We start from the raw sequence: 25,466 nt of genomic DNA on the forward strand, positions 1-25,466 counted from the left end.
AGGTAAATGATTGAAAAATGTTTGGGAGCAATTGAAAACTTGACGAGACGCTTTCTCGAACAACCTGGCGATGAATCGCGAAGAGAGACGGATCAGATCTTCAGATTTTGGTAAACATCGCTGCTGCGAAAATCGTCCAGGAAAGTCGACGTTGAAAGCTTCTTCCGCATCGGACATTGCATCAGATACTCGTGAGTTGCCGCGACCAGGTCCAAGTCCTGAGCCTTACGAGCGGCCTCGTCCAATGACTCAAAGTAGAACGGGTAGTCCACGCCCAAGTATTCTTCGACGGGCGCAATGCGATTGATCAGCAACGGGGTCGCACGTGCAATGCACTCGACCACGGCATTGTTAGCGGACGCATCGTAAAGGTCGAGAAACACGATGCTCTTGGAAAGCAACTCGTCGTAGTCAGCGTTGTTGTGCCGAGACAATGCGAACGTGTTGTCACGATAGGCCGGCAAGAGTGGTTGTCGAAGAGCCATCGACTGTCGCACAAACTCTTGCTTCAACAAACTCGCGTGTTCCAACTCGGTGCATGGATTACTGATCAGTCGATACTTTCGAAACCCGCTGTCGTGATCCAGGGGAAGAAAATAGATCGCCGCCAATTTCCGAAGCCACCAACCGACCATCACAACTTTCTTTTCCGCTTCGCTTGCAAATGCATCCATGCAAAACAACCGATCGGGAATTTCCGTTGGATGTCTCAGCGTCGAGGTGAGCAGCCCGGTTTCCTTCGTAAGAAAATCGGACAAGTAATCCGATAGAGTGAAAAGCCCTCGGCATGCCGGCATGCTTTCGCGAAACGCGGCGGTCGCAATCAGACGTTGAGGAGCCCCCGAGGAACTGTGCCAACCTTTTACACCAGGCGGGTTGTGAAAGACGCCCGTCCATGGCTGAGTCACCGGCAAAGTCGGTCCTGTTTCATGCGGCCAATGAGGATCGAAAAGGCGATCCAAAAAACCATCAAAGATCACGCCGTTCTCATTGTGCTCCGGAATCAACGCATCCATCGCGCCGGTCCATCCACTGCGATGCATCGTGAACGTTGTCTGCGGCGCCAGTCGAATTCGCCCCTCTGGATTGGATGGGATTTCGTAGCGGTCAGTTTGAATCCCGGTTGAATCCGTTGATCCCGGCACGACTCCAACAGAACGTTGGTTGGACATCAATTCTCTTTCAGTGAAATAGTCGGTCGGATTCAACAAGTGGAGATGCGGCGGGTGAACGTTGGCACTGCTGCGTTTTTCACGACTCAGTGCCACCACTTTTTCGTGGCCGGAAGCAAACCGCTTTCAACGGAAGCCCAAGATGCCGCTTTTCGTCTTCCGGCACATCTCGAAAACTGCCACATCGAAATGTGAGACGCTGCTGCGGCGCGGAGCCAAACATATCACGCTGAATTGAAAACCGCAAAACACGATTGCGATTCCCCACCGGCGTGACCAAGCAACCGTTTCGGTTGAAATCAACTCTCAATTCCGATGCCAAATCGGAACCCCAATCACGCCACGGAAACACGTGAACATCAACATCGTATTGACCAGGTGGAAGCGTCACGACCAGCGATGATTCACCACTCGTCCAACGGAATGTTCGATGTCCCGACCGTTCGACTTCATGGCAACCGATGATTTCGTCATCCGGGAGAGTGCTAACGACAAAGCGTCGAATCTTTCCAATGGATGGAACGGCCGCTTTCACCCGAGACGCGGTTTGCAGCATTCCAAGTTTGGTGAATTCCCACCATCGACCACCGTAGTTCTGGCTGATGTTGTGTTGCAAACAGTGGTACTTAGCAAGTGAACCAGGGCGTCCTTCCCGATACCATGCAAAAGCGTGCTCGGGGAACGTCTGCCAAAAAGTATGTTGCCCTGCGAGTCCGCGTTGGCCCGCAACTCGGTACTCCAAGCGATCGGCCAGTGACATCTTGCTCTCATCCAGGTCTGCCAAGGCCTCGTCTGGAATCGGCAGATCCAGGTTCTCGTTCAGCCATTGCAGACTTCGACGAACCTGCAACACGGCGTTGCATTCCCTCGCCTGCGCGGCGAGTCGCAACCAATCCATCTCGGTTCCTGCTGCTCGAATGATTTGAAAGGCATCCGCCAGCCAACGAAACGGCGGGGTTTCGTTGTATCGAACACCATGCTCACAGGTGTGCAACAGTTGATCCGCGGGACACAAAACTCGACTGCTGGCAGGCCCAATCTTCACTGGCAAACTGGCGTCCCAAAGCGTTTGCTGCTGATCAGGCGACAGCGACCGACTGTGAAAGAAGTCCCAATGAAGATCAATCTCGGTGCCGTCGGCCAAACTGAAGTTGGTGCCATGCCCGAAACGAAACGATTCATCCAAGACAATCTTCGGAGGTGCGGCGTCCGCTTCGTTCAGCAGTTGAACCGCCCGCGGAGCATCTTCGCGGCGAACCGCCACGTCGAGGTCGTTCATCGCCCGAAACCCAGTCCGGTACACCGTCGCGTTCAGTGCGGCTCCTTTGAGCAACAGCGTTGGAATTTGGGCGTTCTCAAAAAGCTGAAGAATCGCAATCGCTTGCCGCTGTCGCAACTCGGTTTGAACCCAGTAGTACCGTGCGACTCCCGCCAACCGGCCTTGATCCTTGGATGTCAGACCGAGGCGACGCAAACGATCATGCAGCAACAACAACAATCGATGCGAGCCGAAATCGATGAAGTCCCAAGGGATCAACGCTTCCCATTTCTGCCAAGCACGTGTGGCGGCGGCATCGTCCTCAAGCAAACAAGCTTGCAGCAACAACCGTTGTGCCTCGTTTGGCCAACAGCCGCGCGGCCAAGGCTGGTCACCGTCCATCCAACGCGCCAAGAACGTCACAGAGCGCGTCTCCGGTCCAACACCGTTTTCAGCATGTGAACGTATTTCAAACGGTTCTGGTTCTGAGTGGACCAATTGTTTGCATGGCGGCGTCGATAGAGGACGACCTCTTCGACGCTGGCCTTGAGAATGCCTTGGTCGTCGGCACGGGCAAACCAGTCGAGCACCTCGATCGTGTCGGGATCGATCGAAAACGGACCGACATCATCGAAGACGCTTCGGCGGCACGTCACCGTTCCGGTCACGCATGGGGTCAGCACGCGTCCCGTGCCCTTTTCATGATGTTCCACCGGGTCTTCGCCATCCTGGAAAATCAGTTGATGCCCAAAAACGATGCCAACTTCCGGGCGAGCTTCGAACAGCTCCATTTGCAATCGAAGTCGATTCGGGACCATTCGATCATCCGCATCCAGCATCGCGATGTAGTCACCCGTCGCAGCGGCAAGCCCCGCATTGCGAGCAACACCCGCACCGCTTCTTTCCAATGGCACCAGCGTCACCGAGTCCGCGAACGAGCGTGCGACTTCTGCTGTGCGGTCCGTCGACCCATCATCGATCACGATGATCTGATTGGGTTGCCGCGTTTGGGCCAGGCAACTTTCAATCGCCTCCGCGAGAAACGGCTCGGCGTTGTACGCCGGGATCACAACACTGATGGTTTCTGTCATCGCGAGACCTCTGCTTCCGTCTCAAGTCCGTCCAATACCCGACGAATGACGGGAGCAATTCCGCTGCGATCCGATCCCAAATTCAAACGATAGACCGGAACACGTTTGATGATCTCCACAATCGACTGAATGTTCTCGGGGCGAGTTCCACCCAACAACGTCAGCGTGACGGGCACAATCGCGTGCCACGCTTCCGCTTGAGTCGCCGAAACAAGACTGGTCTGAGTTTCGCCACTGACTCGCGGCAACAGGATCGCCTTTAGCGGTCGCTGCATGGCCAACTTTTCCGCGAATTTCGGAAACAAAAAGTAGGTCTCCTTCTCTGGATTGCGCGGCAGGGTCGGATTGACCGACAGCGACAGATCGTTGAAACGGAGAAGGTTATCCGGCAGCAATTTTGCAGAGTTGTAAAGGCTGTTGACCACGGGCTGCGGATCATTGGTGAGCATGACGAGGTCATCGCCTAAATGATAAAGATCCGGCTCGGCAAGACAGGTCAGCGCGGTACTGGATTTTCCCGACCCGCCCACTCCCGCCAGTAGAACCGCCGTTTGATCGTTTCCCACTGCGGCACCATGAACCACGCTGCCACGAGGCGCAAACCATGCATTCAATAAAGATCGCAACGGGACCGCAGATTCCCAAACCGGCAACTCGTTACCATCTCGACAGCAGACAAACGCATTCCCATCCTGCGTCAGCCGACTGAATAAACCAATGCCCGGTTCAATCAAGGTCCAGCATGTATCGTCGCCCGGGCGAATGACCGACTGCAAACCGGTCCACTCCGCCAACGAGTACTCCACCGGCGGAGTGGCGCTGTCCCAAAAGTGAATGGTCAGTTCGGCCGGGCCACTGCCTTCAGGGTGGTGTCCCAAAGCCGGCATCAATCGACGCAGCAACGGCTGACCAGCGAACTTCAAACAAACCTGGCGTCCACCAATCGACAATCGCTTTTCGACCAAGCCATCAGTTTCAGCAACACGATCAAACTGCTGCATCAAAGCAGCCTGAGAATCATCGCGGGTTGTGGTTGTCGTCATGTCATCTCTCGCGATGATCGTGACCAATCACCACTGTCCTAAGGTTAGCGGGGGCCAGGAGCAGTCTGGTCGTCTTGGACCATCTGAGGCCAACCATCCTTGTCGGTGTCGTGGATGACGTCCCCGAGCAACATGTTTTTCATATCGTCGAAGACTTCCATCGTCGGTGTCCGCCAGGCCCCAAGGCTCTCCACCGTTTCGGAGCTGGAACGATCCTGTGATTCACAGATGAGATCATTCGCCAACAGTTGTTTTAAAAAGCTCTCCACTTCGGCAGCCGCCTCCGGAGGTGCTCCCTCAGTCGCGTCGACGATTGCCGAGACCGTCAACGGCTGCTTCTCAAGACGTTGCCAGATCGCTTCGGCCATCTCACGCAAACTGAAGTAGTTCCCAGTCGCGAAATGAATGACGATGGTTTCATCGTCAAAAGCATTGTGCGAGAGAGCTGGCGAATTGATCGCGTAATACATGACTCCGTCCATTTTCAGTCAGAAAGGTTGCGGGTTTTGGTCGTCACCCAATGCGTTTGCCGAGTCTAACGGAGCAGCGTTTGTCTGAGAAGCATCTGCGTCAGGCGGTTGCTATTCGTGAGGACACCCAACGGGTAGAACGGATCGCAAAGCGTTTGAGTGAGTCCGCAGAGTCTCCGCAGCGACCACGAACGCTCCGCAAGCAAGATTGGCAGATTCGGTGTTCAGCAAGCTATTTGAAAAGATCGGCACTTTGATCGGCCGAGATCCCAATGAACCGCATCGCCCATTCAGCCTGCAGGAAGTTCAACAAATCCTTCATCAGCATCATGACGCGTTGCTGGAGTTGTACGGTGTCCCGATCGAGGAACTTCGAGCTCGCCAGCTTCGGCAAAGGATCCTCGAAGACACTTCCTCGGCGGGCAACTCGCTATGCAATCCCCACACAACCGAGCGTGTATTCGCTGGTGACTGGGCGATCTTCACCCCGCTTCCGCCAACCGCCTCTGGCATCGCGGATTATGCCGCCGAACTGGCTCCGTCACTGGCTTCCCGACTGAACGCCATCTACATCATTGCCGACGATGCACCGACTCCGGAGCATTTCGGTTTCCCGTTCGAGCGACTCAGCGAATGGAAGTCCAATCAGGAACGCGACCGTGCGACACCTCGCCTGTACCATCTCGGCAACAGCCACATTCACGAATACATCCTTCAAGAGGCCATGCAGCAGCCAGGTGTGGTCGTGCTGCACGACTGGGTCCTGCACCATCTCTTCGAACAGACAATGCTTCGGCGAAGCGATTCAGACACCTTTCGAAAACTCGCTGTCGAACACCACGGGCCGCTGGGCGAAGTGATCGCCGATCTCGCCGAGCGTGAATTGTCAGGCGATGCCTTTCGGTTCGGCTTGCCGATGACGGCCCCCGCCCTGCAGAACGCGAAAGCCGTGATCGTGCATTCCTTCGAATCGATGTACCGAGTCCGAGACCTGCTACCCGATATTCCCGTTCAAAGAATCCCACTGCAATATTCGCGTTCAACTGATTGCGAAGAAACGAACGCGAGCGACGTTCGCAAGCGACTTGGAATGCACCCTGATCGACTGATCTTCGTCGCGCTGGGATTGGCAACCGTCCAGAAGCGATTGGACAGTCTCATCTCCACACTCGCTGCCATCAAAGAGCAAATTCCGCCGTTTGAATTGTGGGTGGTCGGCGAGCTGCCTGATTCACTCGGCCTGAGGGAGCTCACCATCGAATCCGGACTGGCGAACCACATGCACGTAACCGGCCGAGTCGATATGAACACCTTCCAAGCTTTCATCGACCACAGTGACGTTGTGGTGAACCTCCGCTTCCCTTCTGCTGGCGAATCATCGGCAACGCTGATCAGAGCGATGGGTGCGGGCAAGCCCTGTGTCGTCTTCGATTCCGGATCTGCGTTGGACTACCCGGGTGACTCGCTGGTGAGGATCCCCATCGAGATTTCTTCCCATGCAGGACTCGCGAACGCCCTTCGCTCGCTCGCCTGTGATGAAAATGCTCGCCAGCAAACAGGCTCGGCAGCAGCCAATCACATTGCCAAATGGCACGCCGTCGATCAATGCGCCGATGCCTACGCGAATTTCATGTTGTCTGTCACAACCGAACGCGACGAACCAAGTCGTTGAAACACGACAGTGAAATCCTTACCCCGTCTGTTTGTTCAGGCGACTGGGGTTGTCTGGCTCAACGGACCCCTTGCGGAATTGCCGAGGCTCAATCACGTGCGTGGCCAATCCGAGTCGTTTAAGAACACGAATTTGAAGATAGGTTGCATCAAATTCCCACCATTTGTGCTGGACCGATGCACTCGCGGGATCATGGTGGTGGTTGTTGTGCCAGCCTTCGCCGTTGCTCACGATGGCAACCAACCAATTGTTTCGACTTTGGTCCGATGTCTTGTGGTTTTGATAGCCGAAGCAATGGGTTAGCGAATTGACCGACCATGAAAAGTGCCAAATCATGACAGTTCGCAGAACAACGCACCAAAGCACGAGCCCCGCACCTTGCCAAACCGCTGATACAAAACTGTTATCAACCAAAAAAAGTGCTGAGGCAAGCAACCAAATCACACCTGCGTGAAGGATGTAGATTCCCGCCGGCAGATCGGGGTACTTTTCCATGAGTGCGTAGAACGGATCAGCGATGATATCCGCGCAGTAGCGATCATCCGTTCGGAATTCATGCTGCCCTTTTCGCTTCCAAAGCAACCAACCAACGTGTGACCACCAAAAGCTAGCAGTTGGTGAATGCGGGTCATCCGGCTCGTCCGAATGACTGTGGTGGCGTCGATGCGTTGAAACCCACTTGGCCGGCGACTCCTGCAGGCAACACAACGCGAGCCCGACGTAGCCGTATTCCAACCACTTGGGAACTCGCAGGCTTTTGTGCGTCAACAAGCGATGGTAGCCAAGCGTGATTCCGTTGCTGAAGACGACCAAGCTGATCATCAGCAACAACACGTTGGTTCCGGTGATGAATTCAGGAATGAATGCAAACAATGCCAGCACATGCATGGCGATGATCGGCATCGCGATTTCCGTGAACTCGTAGGGCTCCACCTCGCTGACAGCGTCCCTCGCCTGCGACTCGGCTTCCGGCGATGCCGCAGGTGCGACCGATTGATCGGTGTGGGTCATCCGATAAGCCCAATAGGGAGGTGTATTGAGTCGTACGCTTCAGCATGAACGAATTGACCAGCGGAAGAGAGCCCCCAACGTGAATCCATTCAACAGAAAGCGGATTGTAGGGCGATCCGACGAGACAAGACAGAGCGACGGAATCACAAAGCACGTTCTGCATCGCGCACATCTCCCTGGTTGTTTTGGGAACAGCCGGGAAACAAGTGTCACTTCGCCTTCGCGGATTCTCTCATTCGCCGAACCAATCCACCTAGCAACTCGCCGGCGGCTTCGTGGGAAACCGCTCGTGGATCGTGGTGCAGCGTGATCGTCATTTGATTTGCATACCAACTGACGCCCAGAGCCGCATTCAGGTGTCTCGCGATCGGCGGGATTGCTTCGACGGAAAGCAGCACCACATCCCCGCATTGCAGCCGACCGTCGATGCGAGGCAAAGGTGATCTCGCGAAAACGCGACTGAGGTTGGTGAAGACGACCGTTGTCTGACAGCGTTTCGGTCTCGCGGTCCGCTGCAATCCTTGCGGCAACATCCTTTGTGCCCACAGGGAATACAGGAACAGATGATTGAGTTGCCGATGCTTGATCAGACTCATCTCTTCGCTGAGGTCTTGAAGCAGGTGCTCCGGTTCCTCCATGTCAATCGCCCGTCGGTCCAGGAACACGGAACTGACGATGTTAGCAGCGGGTGCTTGGTATTGATGCTTCCGTCTCATACTGACCGGAATCATCAATCGCAACCAGGCGGTTGGATCGTGAACACCGTGCGATCGACGAAACTCCTCCAACGCCAGAAACAGATCGCGGATCAACAGGTCATTCTGGGTCACTTTCGCGAGTTTGGCCGCTCGTCTCACGCCAGCTGAAACATCCGGCTGAAAGTGATGGGCAATCACCGACGGGAAACTCGGCGGGGCAGGTTCATCTCGCTGGGGCACTCGATGCGGCAACAATTGCGACGGTTTCCGCGTCAAAAACTGCCAGACCCCACGAAGACCGACGGCCTGGCGGGAGGCAAGCCGCAGAAAGCTGCCCCTCGTCAATCCAATCGAACCACGGTTCTGAAGCAAACTCAGGTCGATCTCCGGTAGCGAAACGCCCGCCTTTTCATCGACCTGCATCGCGTAGGCCAACAGCAATTCATGCACCACCTGAAAGATCGCGAGGCCGTCGCAACAAGCATGATGAAACTGGACCATCAACTCGGATTCGTGCTCATGCAAACAAACCGCGAATTTCAATCCGTGTTCCGATTCGAGGTCCAATCGGCGAAACGCGGGTTGTTCGTCGTTGGCTTGATCGCACCAAGTGATGCTGGGATTGGGTTCATCGACGTGCCAGTGATACCGTCCACGATGTCGCTGCACCCGGGCGTGTAGCAACGGGTGTCGCGCAACCGCTGTGAGTGCCGCCGTGCGAAACCCGGTCTCATCGAGACACCCGCGGAACCGCATCCGAACAAAACAGTTCGTCGGAAAAGCGTTGCTGTCTTGATGCAGCATCAGCTCTTCAAAATGGGTCAGCGGGTAGGTGAGTGACATCAGCGATGCGTCGTTGAATCAAGAAAGAAAGTCAAACGAGGTGTGTTCATGCTGGGTGTTTGGCATTGGAACAACACCCGGTGATCCATCGCGTCATTCGTTTTGATAGCTTCTCTCGCAGCGATCGTTCCCCACGGAGAAACCTCGTCATTTTGCGTTGCCCAGGCTTTCCCCAATACGGGGTGATGTTGAGATCAATGATGTAAAAGTTTCCTTCATTGTCCTCGACCACATCGAGTGCACCAAAGTCGAGCTGGATCCCAACCAAGAACGAGGCGACGACGGATTTCAAGCGAGCCGGCAGGCCATCGTCTGAATTGGATGCACCAACAAGTTGGGTGTAGTCCTCGTACAGGAAGTTGCGTCTTGCTTTCGCACCTTCAATTCGCTGGATGGGATGGTCGGGATTCGGTGGCACAAAGCGAGAAATCACCAATCGACCCTCAATCGCGTAGGCTCGATAGTAGATGCCTCGGGAGTTTTCGATCAACCGTTCCACAACGAGCCCCGGATCATCCCACTGGTCGGTCAATTCCGAACGCTTCATGACGGGGTAATCCAGGCTGCCATCAATCAATGTCGATTCAGGTGGCAATCCAAGACGACGGCGAGTCTCCAGATCGAGCCGTCGTTCGTTTCGGCCACCGTGGTTGCAATCGGATTTCAAAATCAACTTCTCGTCCGGATCTCCGTCCCGGGTCGCTGCGGTGGTCGGAAGCCCGAGTCGCTGACACTCACCTTGGACAAATCGCTTGGTCATGTCGTCGACGTTGGCGTTCCACGTGCGAATCCCTTGCTTCTGAAGTGTCTCGAAAAGCTCGCTGCGTTGCCTTGGAAACAACGCTTGCCGACTGAGGTTGATTTGCACCAAGAAATCGGAGGTGTCCGGTGGCAAACGATCCAGCACGTCCTGCACTTCGTCATCCGGATGAGCCTTGATTCGGTACGCATCGGGTCGCCATTCGCAAATCGAAAACAGCTCCCACGCATTCCATTCGTAAACCGCGAGGCGGCCATTGTTCATCTCGGTGCTTTCGAAGACTCGGTCCTTGGTGATTGCGTTTGCCGACAATGTATCGGCAAAGGAGGCGACTGCCGACGCCACCGGATGAGATGTTGCGGCTTTGAATCATGACATCCAGCCCATTTCTTGGTGCCGATCCCACAACTGTGCCATTGAGTGCGAAATTGGTATCGTGCCCCCTACGCAGCGTCTTCTTCCGTGCCACCTTTGAACACTACTTCGCGGCCTTCTGCAACATGGCGAACGAAAGCGAAGTCGGTGCAAAATCAGCTCGCGATTCACGACCGTGCATCAGCGTTGTGATCCCCGCCTTCAACAATGCGACATTCATCGAACAAGCTTTGCAGAGCGTGTTCGATCAGAACGTCGGCAACACCGAGATCATCGTGGTCGATGATGGATCGACCGACAACACTGCCGAAGTGCTGGCGAGATTCTCAGATCGCATTCAGGTCATCCGGCAATCCAACTCGGGATCGGCTGTCGCACGGAACGTCGGTTTACGCGAAACCACCGGAGACTACGTGGCCTTTTTGGATGCCGACGATTGGTTCCTGCCCGGAAAGTTTGTTCACCAATCCGAGATTCTCGATGCCAATCCCGATTTGGGTGCGGTGCACAGTGGTTGGAACATCACGGACGAAAACGGCGCCGTGACCAAGGTGATCGAACCTTGGATCGATGCTCCCGAACTCGATCTGAACACTTGGTTGGTACACAAACCCGCCAAGCTCGGCTCGATGCTATTTCGTCGCGATTGGCTCGAAAGAGTGGGCGGGTTCGATCCTGAACTGCTTCAGTCGCAAGATGTCGATTTGCTGCTCCGACTGTCTCTGGCCGGCTGCACCTTTCAATGGCAGAAAGCGTCCACGCTGTGTTACCGACGGCACAGCTTCAGCACCATTCGCCGCAACGGTTTGGACCAGGTCAAATATGCCACGATCGTGCTAGACAAGTTCTACCGCAATCCGCTGGTTCCTACTGCGATCCAACGGAACAAACGGTCCGTCCGATACTACTCCAGCATGTGGCTGGCTTGGCACTTGTTCCACATCGAAAACACCGAAGCAGCCGCTCAGCAACTTCAGCGAACTCGTTCGTATTCCAGAAACGATGGCCGACGAATCGCTCACGATTGCTTGTATCACTTCGCAAGCTGGACGGAAGCGGCAGGCTCAGATCCCGAAGAAGTCCGAAAGATGATCGGTGCGTTTGGAACGCTTGGTGATGAGAGTCAATCGGACTCCAACGAGCTGACCGCTTCGCTGCATTGGTGGATTTCCGTTTGGCGACATTACCTTTCTGAAAAGAGTCCAAACGCCAAGTCGCAGCTCCATAACTCTCCGCCTCTTGATCTGGGTCCGCTCCTCGTACAAGTCGGTTTCTATCTGCGAACCAGCACGGTCCCCACGCCAGTCCAAACGGTCGATCGGTTTTGGAAAGATGCAATGTCGACCGGACGACCCCAATCAACCGAACAGCATCGAGCCGCTGAACTGTATATGACATTGTGTGGTCGTGCGGTGTATTCCGGCGACTGGCGAATCGCTTCGCGAGCGTTGCTGCGAACCATCCAGTTCGGTTGGCATCCCAAAGCGTGGCCGGGCATCGTTCGCACGATCAAGTCGCTTCTGGTTGAGCTTCAAAACTCGAAATGACGCGAATTTCAAAGGGACACGTTGGCTGGCTCAAGTGACGCCGTCATCACCCCGTCGCTTAGCAGATGAACTTCGCTGGGCCCGTGCACTTCATAGGTGACACCTCGCCAAATCACCCGTCTGAGAAGCGTAGCGCAAATCATGGCAGAGACGTGAACGACAACGGCCAACAGCATCGCAAGGGGTAGCTTCAACAATTGGACGCCAAGGATGCTGGGAACGGGCTCGCCCTGTGCCCGAATGATTCGGCGAGCAGCCACGTCCAACAAAAACCAGAGCGTCATGACCGCCCCGCTGTAGATAGCAGCCCCGGCCGCAAACCAAAACGCTTCCACGTGGTATCCGATCAGCACGCAACCGATGGCCAGCACCAACGTGGCCATGTAAATGCCAAGCACACCCAACGTGTAAACCAGCATGATCGGCCATTGGCTGCTCATGTACGTCTGCGTCCATTTCAATTGCCGTGTGAGAAAACTGTGAGCGAACCGCAGATCACAGTCTTCTCGGTTGGCCATCAACAATGATGGGACAAACTGAAGCCTCAACCCTTGCTTCTTGAGCGCCACTCGAACGGGACCATCGTCGACAATTGATCGGGTCAGTGTCTCACGCAGCCCACTCTCCTTCACCACCGATGCCCGGATCGCCAGAGAACCTCCCCAGGGAATTTGTCCCAGATGCATCGTGACGACGCCGATTGCATTGCAAACTTGACGCACGAGTGATCCCATCCAACCACGGCTCGGAAGGAACCATCGGTTGCCAAAGGAGGCACCGACGCGCGGGTCGGCTAGCGGAGCCACCAATTCACGCAGCCAAGTGGAATGGCTTTCGAGATCGGAATCGGCAAGCACAACCACCTCGAACGAATCATCGATCTGATCCAAAAGCTGCACCAGCGAACTGCACTTCAGACTGCAAGTCTCCAGTCGCTGGCGAAGCGTCGAGACGTGAACCTGACAGGCGGTGGATTTGCCTTCCGCGTTGTCGGCGCTCTGTTTCACGACTCCCCACGCCGGATCGGTATCGGAATCGATCACGATGAAGACTTCGTAATCAGGGTACTGCTGTTTCATCAGTCTCCGCAGCCCGCCCGCCAAATTGGGATCGGCTCCTCGTAGACACAGCAAAACAGCGACCCGAGGCAGATTGTCGTCGTCGGGTGTTTCACGACGGTGGCGGAACAATGCCACCAGCGAGAACGTGGTGCACAGTGCGTTGACCGCAGCAAATCCGATCAGTACCCAGAACGCAAACGTCGCGAAGTGAAGAAGAGTCATGCGAACATGGTGAAGCGAGGCCGCGAAAAGCGAATCAGGAGGAACGGACCGGCAGCAAACTACGCAAACACGGTGATGAGGTCAACTTTGGCCACGAGCGAACCAACAACTCGAAGTCCACTCTCGCCGCTTAAATCATTCCGATTCTTCATCGCACCGCCATCTGATCCCCCGACTGCTATTGGTTCGCCGAGCGGGCTTTGCTAAACGGAAGAACGTTGATGACGTGCGTCCAAACAAGAACGATCGATCATCGATGTCTGGGCTCGATCATTGAGCTGTCGAACAAAAACCAAACTTCTTTGCCGCGGATCGTGCGGTGAAACTCGTTGACGGACGCATGAATGTCATGTCGAGGCAAGGAACGACCGCTTGAGTCACCACGCTAAAAATCGCTCGCTGCCTTCCCGTCTTTTGATTGGCATGTCCGCCGTTGGCTGCTTGTTTGTGGCGGCAATCGGATTGCGTCTGTTCAGCCAACGCAACGACCTGCCGGAACTACGCACCGTCAACGTCGAGCAGCGAGACCTCGTGATCACCGTTGGCACCACGGGAACGATCGAACCCGACGAAGTCGTTCAAGTGGGCCCCGATGTGGCCGGGAAGATCGTCCGCTTTGGCATCGATTCTCGCGATCCAAACAAACCGATCGGCGTTGGTTCACGCGTCACCAAAGGCACCGTGCTCTTCCAACTGGACACTCAGCAGTACGAGATCGCTTTGGAAAAGGCCACTGCCGCCTACCGGTTGGCTGCGGCTGACTTGGTTCGCTTGGAGGCCCAGTCCCAACAATCGCAACGCAACCTTGATCGAGCCAATCAGCTGCGATCAACCAACTCACAGAGCGTCTACGATGAGATCGTGACCGCCCATGAAATGGCAACCGCGATGCTCGCGGTGGGACAAGCCAAATTGGAAGAAGCCGAAGCGGAGGTTCATCACGCCAAGGTCAGTCTGGAAAACACAAACATTCGCTCCCCGATCGATGGCATCGTGATCGATCGACGAGCCAACCTGGGTCAGTATGTCAGCGTCGGTCATCCGGGGCTCTTTTTGCTGGCCAAAGACCTCGACCAAATGCAGATTCGGGCGTCCGTGAGCGAGAGCGATATCGGCAAGGTGCAACGAGGGCAACCTGTTACGTTCACCGTGGATGCCCATCGCGATCAAGTGATGACAGGTCATGTCAAAGAGATCTTGCTCAACGCCAGGATGCACGGCAACTTTGTGACTTACGACGTGATGGTGGCGATCGACCAAACCGATTTGAAACTCTTGCCACACATGACCACGGATGTCGAATTCGAAATCACCAAGCGTGAGCAAGCGTGTCTGGTTCCGACCGGTGCTCTTCAGTGGTGGCCGGAATCCGAATTGATGGAACAATCCATCGCCACCGACTTGATCTCTCCTCGAGAGGATTCCAACGGCCCCGGCAAAGGTGACACCGCCTACGTTTGGGTCCCCTCACAAGACGGAAAAGTTCGCCCGATCTCAGTGCTTGTCGGTATCGACGACGGCGTGCAAACCGAAGTGATCGGAACCGGCCTGGACCCAAATTCACCGGTCGTGGTTGGCGAAGTCAAACGCACCACGCTAGCCAGAATCATTCCGAAAGTGAAAACGCTTCGGTAAGTGCCAGCGATTATGTGAGCCGTTTGGCGTTCGCCACGGTTCCCTCATGCAACCGGGGCTCACGTGGTTGTCTCCGATCCTCCCCGCACCGGCTTAGACGGATCGCTGGATCACAAACGTCCGCCACACGTGTTAACGAAACGTTCCCGGTTGCGGCATTGCTTTTCGCTGCGACGCGGATGGGCTGGCGATTCGAGTACCAGTCACATTGTTGTCGAGGTTTTCAGGTCGGGCAAACACCGAAGCCGAGTTCAAAGCGAATCGACACTCGTCGTATGTTGGCTGGGCAAATCCTACCCCCATCGCTTGCATCAAAGTGCCACGAGCATGGTGGACTTTGATGAAGGCGAGGTTGTAGTCGACGACACTGCGTTGAAATTCGGTTTCCGCTTTCGTCGCTCGGATCTGAGCTTCCAACACATCTTCCACTTGGATGTCACCCGCGGCATGCCGTTGTGATTGAGCAGCCAACCGAACCAGTGACGCTTCACGACTCTTTGCCATCGAGTTCATGGTGCCATACGCGCGATCCAGACCGATGAACGTGGTGCGAAGTTGTGCCGAGATCTGTCGACGCTGTTCCTCTGCGATTGCTCGCTCACGCTGCAACTGAAGCTGAGCGTGTCGAACCGCTGCGTTCTCTCGTCGGTTCGCCACCGGCCGGCTGTAGTCCACACCCACCTGCCAACCTTGCAACGCACTGTCAAACAGTTCAGTGTCATTGGTTGGATCATCTGCCAGTCGTCGATACTGCCCGATGAAATCCAACTGGGGACGTTGCAGGTTCTTCGCCGCCTTGATTTCGAGAACACGCTTGGCGATGACCGCCTGTTGTTTCCGAAGCTCGATTCGGCTGCCTTGTGCCAACGCATCACTTTCATGCCAATCAAACCGGATCGGTGCCTGCAGCGGAGGCCCGATGGGTTGAATCAAACGGTCGTCGCACGCAGGAAGCCCCAGCAACGTCCGCAGTTGGAGCTCAACGTTGTAGACGCCCGTTTTGCCAGGAACCGTGCCGCAGATTGCGTTACGAACAGCCGCCTCAGCAGAATAAAACTGCTGCCTCGCCACCGCTTCCACGTCGGGCGGGCTGACTCTTTGTTCAACGCGTTGCTGCTCCAATTGCCACGCTTGGCGAGTGTTTTCCATCGCTGTTCGTTTGGCTTCCAAATCTTGGTAGGCGAAGAACAACTCCCAATAGACGATCGAGACATCTCGCACCAATTCAGAAACAGCCTGCTCCACTTCCAGAGTGACCTGCTGATGATCGATCTGGGCAATCCGGATGCCTCGGTACACACCGGGTTTGGCCTGCGGTCCGGCGATCTCGTTGATTTCGGTTCCCGATCCTCGCATCAGCGGATGCCGAACCTCCGCTCCATAAGCCGCATACAGTCCACCAGCCAATTCCTCGTCGTAGCCACCGATGCCGCCGATCGACACCTGAGTTCCTGAATGCAGGATGCGGCCGACACCCAACCTCGCCAGCGTTTCGGGTTGGGAAAAGACGCCAAACTGGCCGTTTGAAAAAGCTGAATTGACAGAGTTACCATCGCCGTTCCAAACAAAACTCGATTGAAACTGGGTATCAAAAGCCGACAGGCTCGCATCAAGTCCCAAATTCGGATCGTTGCGAAGCATCGCTGGATCCAATGTCGTTCGCACCATGTCCGGGTACGACAACACTCGGCCGCCTTGGTCACGAATGACCTGGCTGTTTCCGAGTGCCAACTGGATTGCTTCGTCCAATGACAATTGCCAAGGCGTCAATTGATCGAACTCGTCGGCTGTTGGTGGCGATCGCTGCCCCAAAGATTCAAAATGCGAAACCGTCACGATTTCAGATGGCTGGTTGGGCTGCCCGGCGACAAGTTCTCCAACGGGCTTCTCAAGCGAGATCGCGGCCCAATCTGACGCGGTCATCCCGGGTCGCTGTGGCGCACGCGGGATCCACGTCCGGCATCCCGGGAAACTGGTGGCCACCAATGCGACCAGCATCAAAGCCATCGCACGGTGAGTCAATTCGAATGATCGCGAAGTACGCATTCGTGGTTCGCTGAGTCCTCGGATGCATGCCTTGAGGTTGTTGGACCTTAACGTTTATCGGAGTCGCAGGACGGGCCTGACAGCAATACCGTTACCTCCCAAGCAAACCACCTAACCCGCAAAGTCATCCAGTCCTAAAGAGGGCTGCAGGAATGACCGGGTAGAACCTCACGTAGGCGAGTTTCTCTGAGACTCGCAAATGAAAGCGTCTCGGAGAGACGCCGCTACGTGATCAACCCCAATGACTCCCGCTCATGTGCTTAATAGAGAATCTCTATCAAGGAATCACAGCGATCGAGTTTTAGGCGTGGGTTGGGAATAAACGGTGTGCGGCCCACGTTGAATCTTGTCGCCACGAATGTGATAGACGATGCCACGCCACTTCACGCTCTTCGTCAAGAAACACTTGCAAAACCAAAACGGCGAGACGATCTGGCTGACAACGATCCAAAACGGCAGTTTCACGAGTGACGCCACGGGCAACCCATTCGTTGCGGTTTCGCTAAGGCCCCCGCTTCGATGAAAACTGGTTTCACACATCAACACCAGCACGACATTCGAAATTTCGAAGGCCAAAAACGCGAAAAACGCGACCCGCACCGATTCCATATCAGATTGCATCCAACCCACAATCGCGACGACCGCCGCGAGAAACGGAATGGCCGACGAGATGATGCCGTAGCCGACCGTCGCCGGCCAACTCGAATGATAAAGCTTCGCGGTCAACAACTGCCGAGGCACCCAGTTCATCAAATCAGAGAAGGTGCACGTTTCCCGGTTCACGACCATCACGTTGGGAACGAAGACCTGCCGATACCCGTGGCGACGCACCACTCGGTCGAGCATCGTGTCTTCGCAAAATGCACGCGACCATTTCTTGAGCAAACCGGCTTCGTCGATGACCTGACGACGAATGAGCAGGCTTCCACCCCAAGCGATTCGGAAGACGATCATGTTGATCGCTGCGGGAATGTTCCAGAGATATCGAACCAACGATGCCCCGGTTGGATCTTGAGGTTGGTACCAACGATTGCCGGTGGTGACCGCCACCGTTGGGTCGTGAAGTGGTGCCGCAAGCTCGGCCAACCACGTTCGGTGGGGAACCGTGTCGGCATCACACAGTGCGATGACCTCAAACGATGGATCCAGTTCTCGAATCACTTGAACAATCGAGCCGCACTTCAGGCTGCATGTCTCCGGCGGATCATGCAAGACGCTGACCCGCACCCGATCGTCCGATTCAAAGTCGCGCAGAATGGCTCGCGAAGGATCTTCTTGGCTATCCACCACCACATGCAATTGAAACTCCGGGTAATCCTGATCGAGCAAGTGCTGAAGGCACTGCCTCAAAAATGGATCCGCACCGCGGAGACACAGGATGACCGCGGCTTTGGGTGTGAAGCTCGGTTCAGACAACCGGGCTCGTCGTGACATCCACACGACAAACATCAGCGAAAAAGCAGCCTGAATCGCCACGATGACGAACACACCCCAACTAAAAGCGATGGCGATCGTCACGCGGGAGCATTCCTGAAAAATCGTTGTGGTTGAAAGACAGAGGGAGACGCCCCCAACATCGCCTCCCAGTCTCTCTCGCGGAAGGTCAGTCGATCAACCGCATGTCATGGTCCGGATGTCGTTGCGGTTGAACAACGGCACCGCTTCTGCATTTCGCGGAAGACAGCCTATCGCTTTTCTGGCATTCCCGCGCCGGTTGCCTCCAGCCATTCCATCAACCGACCCTTCAACTCCTGAGCAACGTCCGGGTGGACCGCGGCCAGGTCGCTTGTCTCGCTCAGATCGTTCTGCAAGTCGTACAGTTCGACCGAATCGTCGTCATGACGAAGAATCAACTTGTATTGACCGCTGCGAATCACGGAACCAGGGCGATTGTCTTTGTGAAACGCAAAGTGCGGGTAGTGAAAGTACAAGGCGTCGCGTTCCAATTTGCCACCGCTGAACAACGGCCGCAATGATTCGCCATCGAGGGATTCACCGTTGGCGAGACTCACCCCCGCGGCGTCCAAGATCGTTGCTGTCAGATCCATGCTGACCACAGGGGTTTCGTTCACCGTCGCCGCTTCGGTCACACCTGGCCAACGAACGATCAACGGCACCCGCAAACCACCCTCGAACAAAAAACCCTTGCCTTCCCGAAGCGGTCGATTGTCCGTCGCACCCGACCAACCGCCATTATCACTGGTGAACACCACTAAAGTCTCGTCCGCGATCCCGAGCGAATCCAACTCACGCAGCACACGTCCGACGCCGCGATCAGTGGCTTCGATCTGGCCACCATAGATCGGATTCTTCAGACCGGTACCTTCTTTGCCTTTGTAATGCTCGATCAGGTCCTCCGGTGCCTCAAATGGATAGTGAGGGTTGTAAGTCCACAGGCACACGAACATCGGCTTGTCTTTTTCACGGCGCATGAACGCAATCGTTTCATCCGCCAAACGATCGGTCAGATATTCGCCTTCCTTGCGAGGTGGCAAGGCGGGAATGCGATAAGGATCAAAGTAAGTCGGTGGTCCACCCAGCCCGCAACCACCAACGTTCACATCAAAACCGTGCTCGGTTGGCCAGTACTTTTTGTCGCCGCCCAGATGCCATTTGCCAAAGAAACCGGTGGTGTACCCTGCCGCTTTCAATCGCTCCGCCATCGTGGTGGTCTCGTGCGGCAGTTCATGATTGGTCGGCGGAGGTTGAATCAGACGATCATCCGGCCAGAAAGATTTGCTATCCGCCCCATGTTGGGTGATGTGCAATCTCGCGGGTGCCAGCCCCGTCATCAAAGACGCTCGTGTCGGAGTGCAAACCGTGGATCCGGCATAGGCATTGTCGAAACGCACCCCCGCTTCTGCCAACGCATCGATGTTTGGTGTCCGCAACACGTCGTTGCCCTGGCAGTGTAAATCCTTCCATCCCATGTCATCGGCCATGATGAACAGGATGTGTGGTTGCTCCGCTGCCTCGGCGGAAACCAGGCAGGCGTTCCAGCAAAACGTCAACAACAACCCCACCCACAAACGAATTGTTCGAGTCTCATTCATGTTTGTCGTTCTCATGATCAGGGTTTCCCGGCAGTGATTGGCCAATCATCGGTTCGAAACGAGGAAGCCGGCAGGCCATCTTGATTTGACAAATTGGGCGTGTCGCCGCTGCCCCAGCCATATCGCACGGCAACCGGCTTCGCGACCGCATCGCTATGAACCACGATGCTGTCCCCGTCGATCTCAGCGTCGGCTGCGACGAACGTTTGGTCGGCCCCGGCGATGACAAAATGACTCGGTGCCTTCCCGTCCGTCGTACTCAACCCGCCACCAACATGTTTGAAGTGCAGACGAATCGATGCACCTTCAACTTCAGAACGCTGAAAGAGCGGTCCTGAATCCACCAAATCTTGACGCCCGTAGTCACGTGCCAGCGCCAATCCAGCCAGTCGCTCCCCGACTGGCTTCTTGTTCTTCGGATGGATGTTGTTCGGGTCACCAATGTCCATCGTGACAACCATCCCGGTGTTGGGTTCCGACAACGACATCAATTGTGCTTCCCGCAAGTAAGCCGCACTGATCGGTTCTTGCTTGTAAGCGAAAGGAGCGATTTGCACAAAGTAGAACGGAAAATCGCCGGCACCCCAACGACTTCGCCAGTCACGAATCAACGCTGGAAACAGAGTGCGATATTGTTCGGGCTGTTTGACATTGGATTCGCCCTGGTACCAGATCACCCCACGAAAAGAGAACGGAATCAACGGCCGAATCATGCTGTTGTACAAAACGCTTGGGTTGCGTTGATTCAGACCCCGCGGTGTTTTCTGACCACGTCCAAACGTGATCCCGACTTCGTCCGCCAACTTGGCATTGGTCGCGAACAGTTCATCGAACTCGGGAAAGTGTTCCTTCAATACTTCAGGACTGACCCACGCCTCGGCCGATGATCCGCCCCAATTGGTCGAGATCAATCCAATGGGCACGTCGAGCTCTTGGTGCAAACGCGAACCAAAGAAATAGCCCACCGCACTGAAGTTCAGAACGGTCTGCGGGCTGCAAGTGGTCCACTTCGCTTGGACATCGTCTTGTCCTTCCAAAGCCAACATCTGAGGCACATCACAGAAACGAATCTGCGGGTACTTGGCTCGGACAACATCCTCTTTGAAATGATCCACACCAAAGCCACGCATCTTCCACTGCATGTTTGACTGGCCGGAACAAATCCACACTTCTCCCACCAACACATCGTTCAGTTGCAGCGTTTGATCACCACTGGTGATGCGAACCTGAAACGGGCCGCCCGCTGACGGTGTTTTGATTTTGGCTTTCCACTTCCCCTGGGAATCAGCGATGACCTGAACCGTTTCGTTCGACCACGACGGGGTCACCGAAACGATCGCTTCAGGATCTGCCGTTCCCCAAATCGGAGCGTTGGATTGTCTTTGAAACACCATTTGGTCCGCGAACATCCCTGACAACCGAAGGGTTGTTTGCGGGGCCGTTTCCACTTCGGTCGCAAGCACAGAGCAAGCAAGAAGCATCCACAATGGCGTGACAACACGAAGAATACGATTCATATCAAATGAGCAATCAGCGTTTAGGTCAGTTAATTTTGTTCGAACCACTCTTGGAATCCGCAGGCTCTTAGGAACCGTCGAAAAATAAGTGTCAGCAATCCTTTGCCGGAACGGCCCATTGGGTGCTTCGCACAAAAGGTACCCGAGACCCTTTCCCGTTCATTACTTGGCCGGGACAAGCCCCAGCACTCATGCGATAGCGAGTGTTGGGGATCACCACACATCCAGCTCACATTTGCTGTTCACGTCACAGTGGATCTCGAGAACCGCAGCGAACGCCGACTCGCTCATCTTAACTGCCGCAATCTGCGTCCTTGTGTCGCAAACAGAAATTCACGCACAGCGTCCAATGATCTCCCTGAGCCGGATGTTAACGTATCGACAAACATCATTCCGCTAGCGATCGATGTGATCACCAACCCCTCTTGCGAACATACACGGCCAACGAAAAATGCCCACGAATATGGATCTCGAGATCGCGTTCCCTGCACTTCATGTGATTCTCGCCTCAAAGCGATAGCCAACGCTCCACCACTCTCCCTGCTTGAATCGAAAGCGACTCGGCGGCTCGCATTCTGACACCTGGCACGGTGAGCGTTCACTCCCACAACTGTTAGACTGAGCGACCAGCAAACTCTGCGACTATCCGATCCGGGATGGTCATGACCTTATTCGCGGCACGGCAAACCTTTGATTCAACGCAGCGTCTACATTGGCACCAACGGCAACGCGACCGGTAAACGCATGGTCGCCCTGGGGATGATGGAATTGGCGGCTCGGCGATTCGGTCGGGTGGCTTTCTTTCGCCCGGTCGTCCATGTCGGCCCCAACGAAGACCAAAGCATCCGCATGATGCGATCCCGGTATGGGATCGTCACTCCCGCCGATGAGATGTTCGGTGTCACACGGGCACAAGCCCGACAAATGTTGGCGGATGACCGATACAGCAACCTCATTCAGCTCATTCAACAACGCTTCAAGTCATTGGAAGCGAAGGCCGACTTTGTTGTCGTCGAAGGCACCAGCTACCAAGGCCTCGCACCGGAGTTGGAGTTTGAACTGAATGCGGACATCGCCGCCAACATCGGTTCGCGAGTTCTCTCTGTTTACGCAATGGGCGATCGCTCAGTCGATGAATGCGTTCAATCCGTGCTGATTGGAAACGAGAGTTTTGTGGATCGAGGCGCCCAGTTGATCGCGACGATCATCAACAAAGTCCCCGACGATCAATCGACTGCTCTGAACGCGGCGATCAAGACATCAAAATTGGATTCCAAAGCACCTCTGTACTTTCTTCCCGATGAGCCGTTGCTTCGCCAACCAACGGTCCGTGAAATTCAATCCGGCATCGGTGCCAAACTGGTTTCTGGCGATGAGTCCTCCCTGGATCGTGAAGTCGCGGTTCGCAAAGTCGCGGCGATGCAACTGCCTGGCTTTTTGGAACGGTTGTCCAACGCGGCCTTGGTGATGACACCCGGTGACCGCAGCGACATCCTGGTCGGCTGCGTGCTGGCTTGTTCGCAACCCGACGGACCATCGCCGGCTGCGGTCGTACTGACCGGCGGAATCCTGCCACCTCCATCCATCCGGCGTTTAGTGGAAAACGCGAACGCATTGCCGATTTTGGTTGCTATTGAAGACACTTACACGGTCGCCTCCAAGGCCGCTGAGGTTCGCGCCGAAATCGGAGATCACTCCCCGAGAAAGATTGAATCTGCGATCGGAGTCTTCGAACGTCACGTCGACACGGACTCGCTGGCCGATCGACTGCAAGCTCCCATCGTTCCGCGAATCACGCCGATGCTGTTTGAACACTCGTTGATCCAGCGGGCAAGACAACAACGCGTCAAAATCGTATTGCCCGAAGCAACCGAACCGCGAATCCTGCAAGCCGTCGATGTGTTGCGGCGTCGCGATGTGACCGATGTGGTACTGCTCGGCGATCCCAATCTGATTGCCGCCGCGGCGGCGCGGGCGGGCGTCATGCTTCCCAACGACGGGCTCGAGATCATTGATCCCGCGACCAGTCCACTCAGGAACTCGTTCGCTAGTGAGTACTATCAGCTTCGTAAACACAAAGGCGTCACCACCGACATCGCTCATGACCGAATGATCGATGTCACGTATTTTGGCACGATGCTCGTGCATCGCGGTTTGGCGGGCGGTTTGGTTTCCGGCGCGGTTCACACCACCGCCAATACCATCCGTCCCGCGTTTGAATTCATTCGCACGCGACCTGATGTCAACGTGGTCAGCAGTGTATTTCTGATGTGTTTGAAGAATGGGGTGCTGGTGTACGGTGACTGCGCAGTGATCCCCAATCCGACCGCCGAGCAACTGACTGAAATTGCAATCAGCAGTGCTGAAACAGCCGTGCAGTTTGGCATTGAACCGCGAATTGCCATGCTGTCTTATTCCACCGGCGAAAGTGGCCATGGAGAAGATGTTGACAAGGTGCGCGAGGCGACGGCGATGGTTCGCAAACGACGGCCTGATTTGCTGGTCGAAGGCCCCCTGCAATACGACGCCGCCGTCGATCCCGACGTCGCCGCAACGAAGATGCCGGGCAACCCCGTCGCGGGACAAGCCACCGTGTTGGTCTTCCCCGACCTGAACACCGGCAACAACTTGTACAAAGCCGTCCAGCGATCCGCGGGTGCCATCGCAATTGGTCCCGTCCTGCAAGGATTGAACAAACCGGTCAACGATCTCTCTCGCGGATGCACAGTGACGGACATCGTCAACACCGTCGCGATCACGGCCATCCAAGCACAAACGGTGGCTTCATGAATGTCTTGGTTTTCAATGTCGGCAGCACAACGCTGAAGTACGCGTGCATTGACGCCGAAACCGAAGAAGTCATCTCATCGGGATTGGTCGACCGAATTGGACAACCCGGCGGAGACGCCATCAACCACATTGTGGCTGCCAAGATTGCGATCGACGAAGTCGGGCTGAACAACGTTTGCGTGATCGGGCACCGAATCGTGCAAGGCGGCGACCTGTTTCTGGAACCCACCGTCGTTACGCCTGACGTTCTGAAGCGTCTGCGCACGCTGGACACACTGGCTCCTCTGCACAATCCAGCCGCCCGCTCGGTAGTGGAAGGCTTGGTCGGAATTGGAACGCCCCAAACCCTGGTCTTTGACACGTCTTACTTCGCAACGCTTTCACCAGCCGCGTATCGCTACGCCGTTCCCGAAGACTGGTATCAGAAACATGCCGTTCGTCGTTACGGTTTTCACGGAACGTCGCACCAGTACGTCACTCAGAAAGCGATCCGGTTCATCGGTGGCAACGATGAATCTCGCATCATCTCACTGCATCTCGGTGGCGGTGCCAGTGCAACCGCATCGATCGGCGGTCACGCCGTGGACACATCGATGGGAATGACGCCGCTGGAAGGACTGGTGATGGCAACTCGCTCGGGCGATTTGGATCCAGCAATTGTGCTTCATATGACCGAACACGCCGGGTTCGAACCGAGCGATGTACGAAACTCGCTGAATCGAAAAAGCGGACTGCTTGGGCTGTGCGGCGACCAAGACATGCGGACAGTACTCAAACGCCGGCAGGCTGGCGATCCAGCCGCAACGCTCGCGATTGACATATACGTTCGCCGAATCATCAAAACGGTCGGCAGCTACATCGCCATCCTGGGCGGTTTAGATGCGTTGGTCTTCACCGCCGGCGTCGGACAACATTCATCTGAAATCCGCGGGTTGGTTTGCGATTCACTCCAGCATTTTGGAATTTCGTTGTCAGAGGAAAAGAACCAATCCTGCTGCGACGACCCAGCCGATATTTCCGCACCAGACGCTCGTGTCCGCACTCTGGTGGTCGACACCAATGAAGAACTGGCCATCGCAAGACTTGTCCGCAACCGAGCAACTTGATGAGCTCACCCGCCATCGTTGTCACGGAAATCCACTCTTCGTGAGAATGTGGCATGTTTGCTCGGCACAACTGGCTGCAAATTCTTCCGTCAATCA

Annotated in this window: 18 protein-coding genes; 5 read left to right on the top strand and 13 right to left on the bottom strand. The window is 55.5% G+C overall.

Annotated elements, in window-relative coordinates:
- Positions 1-92: 92 nt before the first annotated feature.
- The 5 genes from RB_RS19720 to RB_RS19740 are packed head-to-tail and all read right to left on the bottom strand — an operon-like array spanning position 93 to position 5,034.
- Complete coding sequence (locus RB_RS19720) at positions 93-1,268, bottom strand: hypothetical protein (protein WP_231845812.1); 1,176 nt, start codon at positions 1,266-1,268, stop codon at positions 93-95.
- Positions 1,252-2,853 (bottom strand): nucleotidyltransferase domain-containing protein, encoded by a 1,602-nt coding sequence (locus RB_RS19725; RefSeq protein WP_164922249.1) that lies wholly within the window; start codon positions 2,851-2,853, stop codon positions 1,252-1,254. The genes RB_RS19720 and RB_RS19725 overlap by 17 nt, the downstream gene beginning before the upstream one ends.
- Positions 2,850-3,521: a glycosyltransferase family 2 protein gene (locus RB_RS19730; RefSeq protein ID WP_011122393.1), complete on the bottom strand. Its 672-nt coding sequence runs from the start codon at positions 3,519-3,521 to the stop codon at positions 2,850-2,852. The genes RB_RS19725 and RB_RS19730 overlap by 4 nt, the downstream gene beginning before the upstream one ends.
- Entirely contained in the window at positions 3,518-4,564 is a 1,047-nt protein-coding gene (locus tag RB_RS19735; RefSeq protein WP_231845813.1) for a serine kinase, read from the bottom strand. Before RB_RS19735 ends, RB_RS19730 begins: the two co-directional genes overlap by 4 nt.
- Before the next feature lie 44 nt (positions 4,565-4,608).
- Complete coding sequence (locus tag RB_RS19740) at positions 4,609-5,034, bottom strand: PqqD family protein (protein WP_231845814.1); 426 nt, start codon at positions 5,032-5,034, stop codon at positions 4,609-4,611.
- A 220-nt stretch (positions 5,035-5,254) separates the two neighbouring features.
- Between RB_RS19740 and RB_RS19745 the strand changes: the two genes are divergently transcribed.
- A complete protein-coding gene (locus tag RB_RS19745) occupies positions 5,255-6,706 on the top strand; it encodes a glycosyltransferase family 4 protein (RefSeq protein WP_164922953.1) in 1,452 nt (483 codons plus the stop codon).
- An 18-nt stretch (positions 6,707-6,724) separates the two neighbouring features.
- Here RB_RS19745 and RB_RS19750 read toward each other — a convergent pair whose 3' ends face one another.
- From RB_RS19750 to RB_RS19760, 3 genes are all read right to left on the bottom strand, one after another.
- A complete protein-coding gene (locus RB_RS19750) occupies positions 6,725-7,717 on the bottom strand; it encodes an acyl-CoA desaturase (protein ID WP_011122398.1) in 993 nt (330 codons plus the stop codon).
- 209 nt (positions 7,718-7,926) lie between these two features.
- Positions 7,927-9,258, bottom strand: coding sequence for a hypothetical protein (locus RB_RS19755; protein ID WP_011122399.1), 1,332 nt, complete (start codon positions 9,256-9,258; stop codon positions 7,927-7,929).
- Positions 9,259-9,304: 46 nt separating this feature from the next.
- Positions 9,305-10,282 (bottom strand): hypothetical protein, encoded by a 978-nt coding sequence (locus tag RB_RS19760; protein WP_231845815.1) that lies wholly within the window; start codon positions 10,280-10,282, stop codon positions 9,305-9,307.
- A 107-nt stretch (positions 10,283-10,389) separates the two neighbouring features.
- On the opposite strand from RB_RS19760, the gene RB_RS19765 reads away from it, so the two are divergent.
- Complete coding sequence (locus tag RB_RS19765) at positions 10,390-11,940, top strand: glycosyltransferase family 2 protein (RefSeq protein ID WP_011122401.1); 1,551 nt, start codon at positions 10,390-10,392, stop codon at positions 11,938-11,940.
- Between the two features lie 8 nt (positions 11,941-11,948).
- On the opposite strand, the gene RB_RS19770 is transcribed toward RB_RS19765, so the two are convergent.
- A complete protein-coding gene (locus RB_RS19770; RefSeq protein ID WP_011122402.1) occupies positions 11,949-13,223 on the bottom strand; it encodes a glycosyltransferase in 1,275 nt (424 codons plus the stop codon).
- 423 nt (positions 13,224-13,646) lie between these two features.
- On the opposite strand from RB_RS19770, the gene RB_RS19775 reads away from it, so the two are divergent.
- Positions 13,647-14,858: an efflux RND transporter periplasmic adaptor subunit gene (locus RB_RS19775; RefSeq protein ID WP_164922250.1), complete on the top strand. Its 1,212-nt coding sequence runs from the start codon at positions 13,647-13,649 to the stop codon at positions 14,856-14,858.
- A 132-nt stretch (positions 14,859-14,990) separates the two neighbouring features.
- On the opposite strand, the gene RB_RS19780 is transcribed toward RB_RS19775, so the two are convergent.
- The 4 genes from RB_RS19780 to RB_RS19795 form a co-directional block, all read right to left on the bottom strand.
- Complete coding sequence (locus tag RB_RS19780; RefSeq protein WP_011122406.1) at positions 14,991-16,904, bottom strand: TolC family protein; 1,914 nt, start codon at positions 16,902-16,904, stop codon at positions 14,991-14,993.
- Between the two features lie 285 nt (positions 16,905-17,189).
- The gene (locus RB_RS19785) at positions 17,190-18,422 is read right to left on the bottom strand and encodes a glycosyltransferase (RefSeq protein ID WP_011122407.1); all 1,233 of its coding nucleotides are present in this window, start codon (positions 18,420-18,422) and stop codon (positions 17,190-17,192) included.
- Between the two features lie 167 nt (positions 18,423-18,589).
- A complete protein-coding gene (locus RB_RS19790) occupies positions 18,590-19,957 on the bottom strand; it encodes a sulfatase (protein ID WP_164922251.1) in 1,368 nt (455 codons plus the stop codon).
- A gap of 17 nt (positions 19,958-19,974) precedes the next feature.
- Positions 19,975-21,474: a sialate O-acetylesterase gene (locus tag RB_RS19795; protein ID WP_164922252.1), complete on the bottom strand. Its 1,500-nt coding sequence runs from the start codon at positions 21,472-21,474 to the stop codon at positions 19,975-19,977.
- Between the two features lie 690 nt (positions 21,475-22,164).
- Between RB_RS19795 and pta the strand changes: the two genes are divergently transcribed.
- The gene (pta, locus tag RB_RS19800; RefSeq protein ID WP_011122411.1) at positions 22,165-24,264 is read left to right on the top strand and encodes a phosphate acetyltransferase; all 2,100 of its coding nucleotides are present in this window, start codon (positions 22,165-22,167) and stop codon (positions 24,262-24,264) included.
- Positions 24,261-25,370 carry an acetate/propionate family kinase gene (locus tag RB_RS19805; RefSeq protein WP_164922253.1) on the top strand — a complete coding sequence of 370 codons (1,110 nt, stop codon included), beginning with the start codon at positions 24,261-24,263 and terminating at the stop codon, positions 25,368-25,370. The genes pta and RB_RS19805 overlap by 4 nt, the downstream gene beginning before the upstream one ends.
- Positions 25,371-25,466 lie beyond the last annotated feature (96 nt).

Source organism: Rhodopirellula baltica SH 1 (assembly GCF_000196115.1).
Lineage (GTDB): Bacteria > Planctomycetota > Planctomycetia > Pirellulales > Pirellulaceae > Rhodopirellula > Rhodopirellula baltica.

What these genes read in the sequence shown, in the direction of transcription:
- RB_RS19730 (WP_011122393.1), bottom strand. Translation starts at nt 3,521, where the DNA reads ATGACAGAAACCATCAGTGTTGTGATCCCGGCGTACAACGCCGAGCCG.
- RB_RS19735 (WP_231845813.1), bottom strand. Translation starts at nt 4,564, where the DNA reads ATGACGACAACCACAACCCGCGATGATTCTCAGGCTGCTTTGATGCAG.
- RB_RS19740 (WP_231845814.1), bottom strand. Translation starts at nt 5,034, where the DNA reads ATGTATTACGCGATCAATTCGCCAGCTCTCTCGCACAATGCTTTTGAC.
- RB_RS19750 (WP_011122398.1), bottom strand. Translation starts at nt 7,717, where the DNA reads ATGACCCACACCGATCAATCGGTCGCACCTGCGGCATCGCCGGAAGCC.
- RB_RS19755 (WP_011122399.1), bottom strand. Translation starts at nt 9,258, where the DNA reads ATGTCACTCACCTACCCGCTGACCCATTTTGAAGAGCTGATGCTGCAT.
- RB_RS19760 (WP_231845815.1), bottom strand. Translation starts at nt 10,282, where the DNA reads ATGAACAATGGCCGCCTCGCGGTTTACGAATGGAATGCGTGGGAGCTG.
- RB_RS19765 (WP_011122401.1), top strand. Translation starts at nt 10,390, where the DNA reads ATGACATCCAGCCCATTTCTTGGTGCCGATCCCACAACTGTGCCATTG.
- RB_RS19770 (WP_011122402.1), bottom strand. Translation starts at nt 13,223, where the DNA reads ATGACTCTTCTTCACTTCGCGACGTTTGCGTTCTGGGTACTGATCGGA.
- RB_RS19775 (WP_164922250.1), top strand. Translation starts at nt 13,647, where the DNA reads ATGTCCGCCGTTGGCTGCTTGTTTGTGGCGGCAATCGGATTGCGTCTG.
- RB_RS19780 (WP_011122406.1), bottom strand. Translation starts at nt 16,904, where the DNA reads ATGCGTACTTCGCGATCATTCGAATTGACTCACCGTGCGATGGCTTTG.
- RB_RS19790 (WP_164922251.1), bottom strand. Translation starts at nt 19,957, where the DNA reads ATGAATGAGACTCGAACAATTCGTTTGTGGGTGGGGTTGTTGTTGACG.
- RB_RS19795 (WP_164922252.1), bottom strand. Translation starts at nt 21,474, where the DNA reads ATGAATCGTATTCTTCGTGTTGTCACGCCATTGTGGATGCTTCTTGCT.
- RB_RS19805 (WP_164922253.1), top strand. Translation starts at nt 24,261, where the DNA reads ATGAATGTCTTGGTTTTCAATGTCGGCAGCACAACGCTGAAGTACGCG.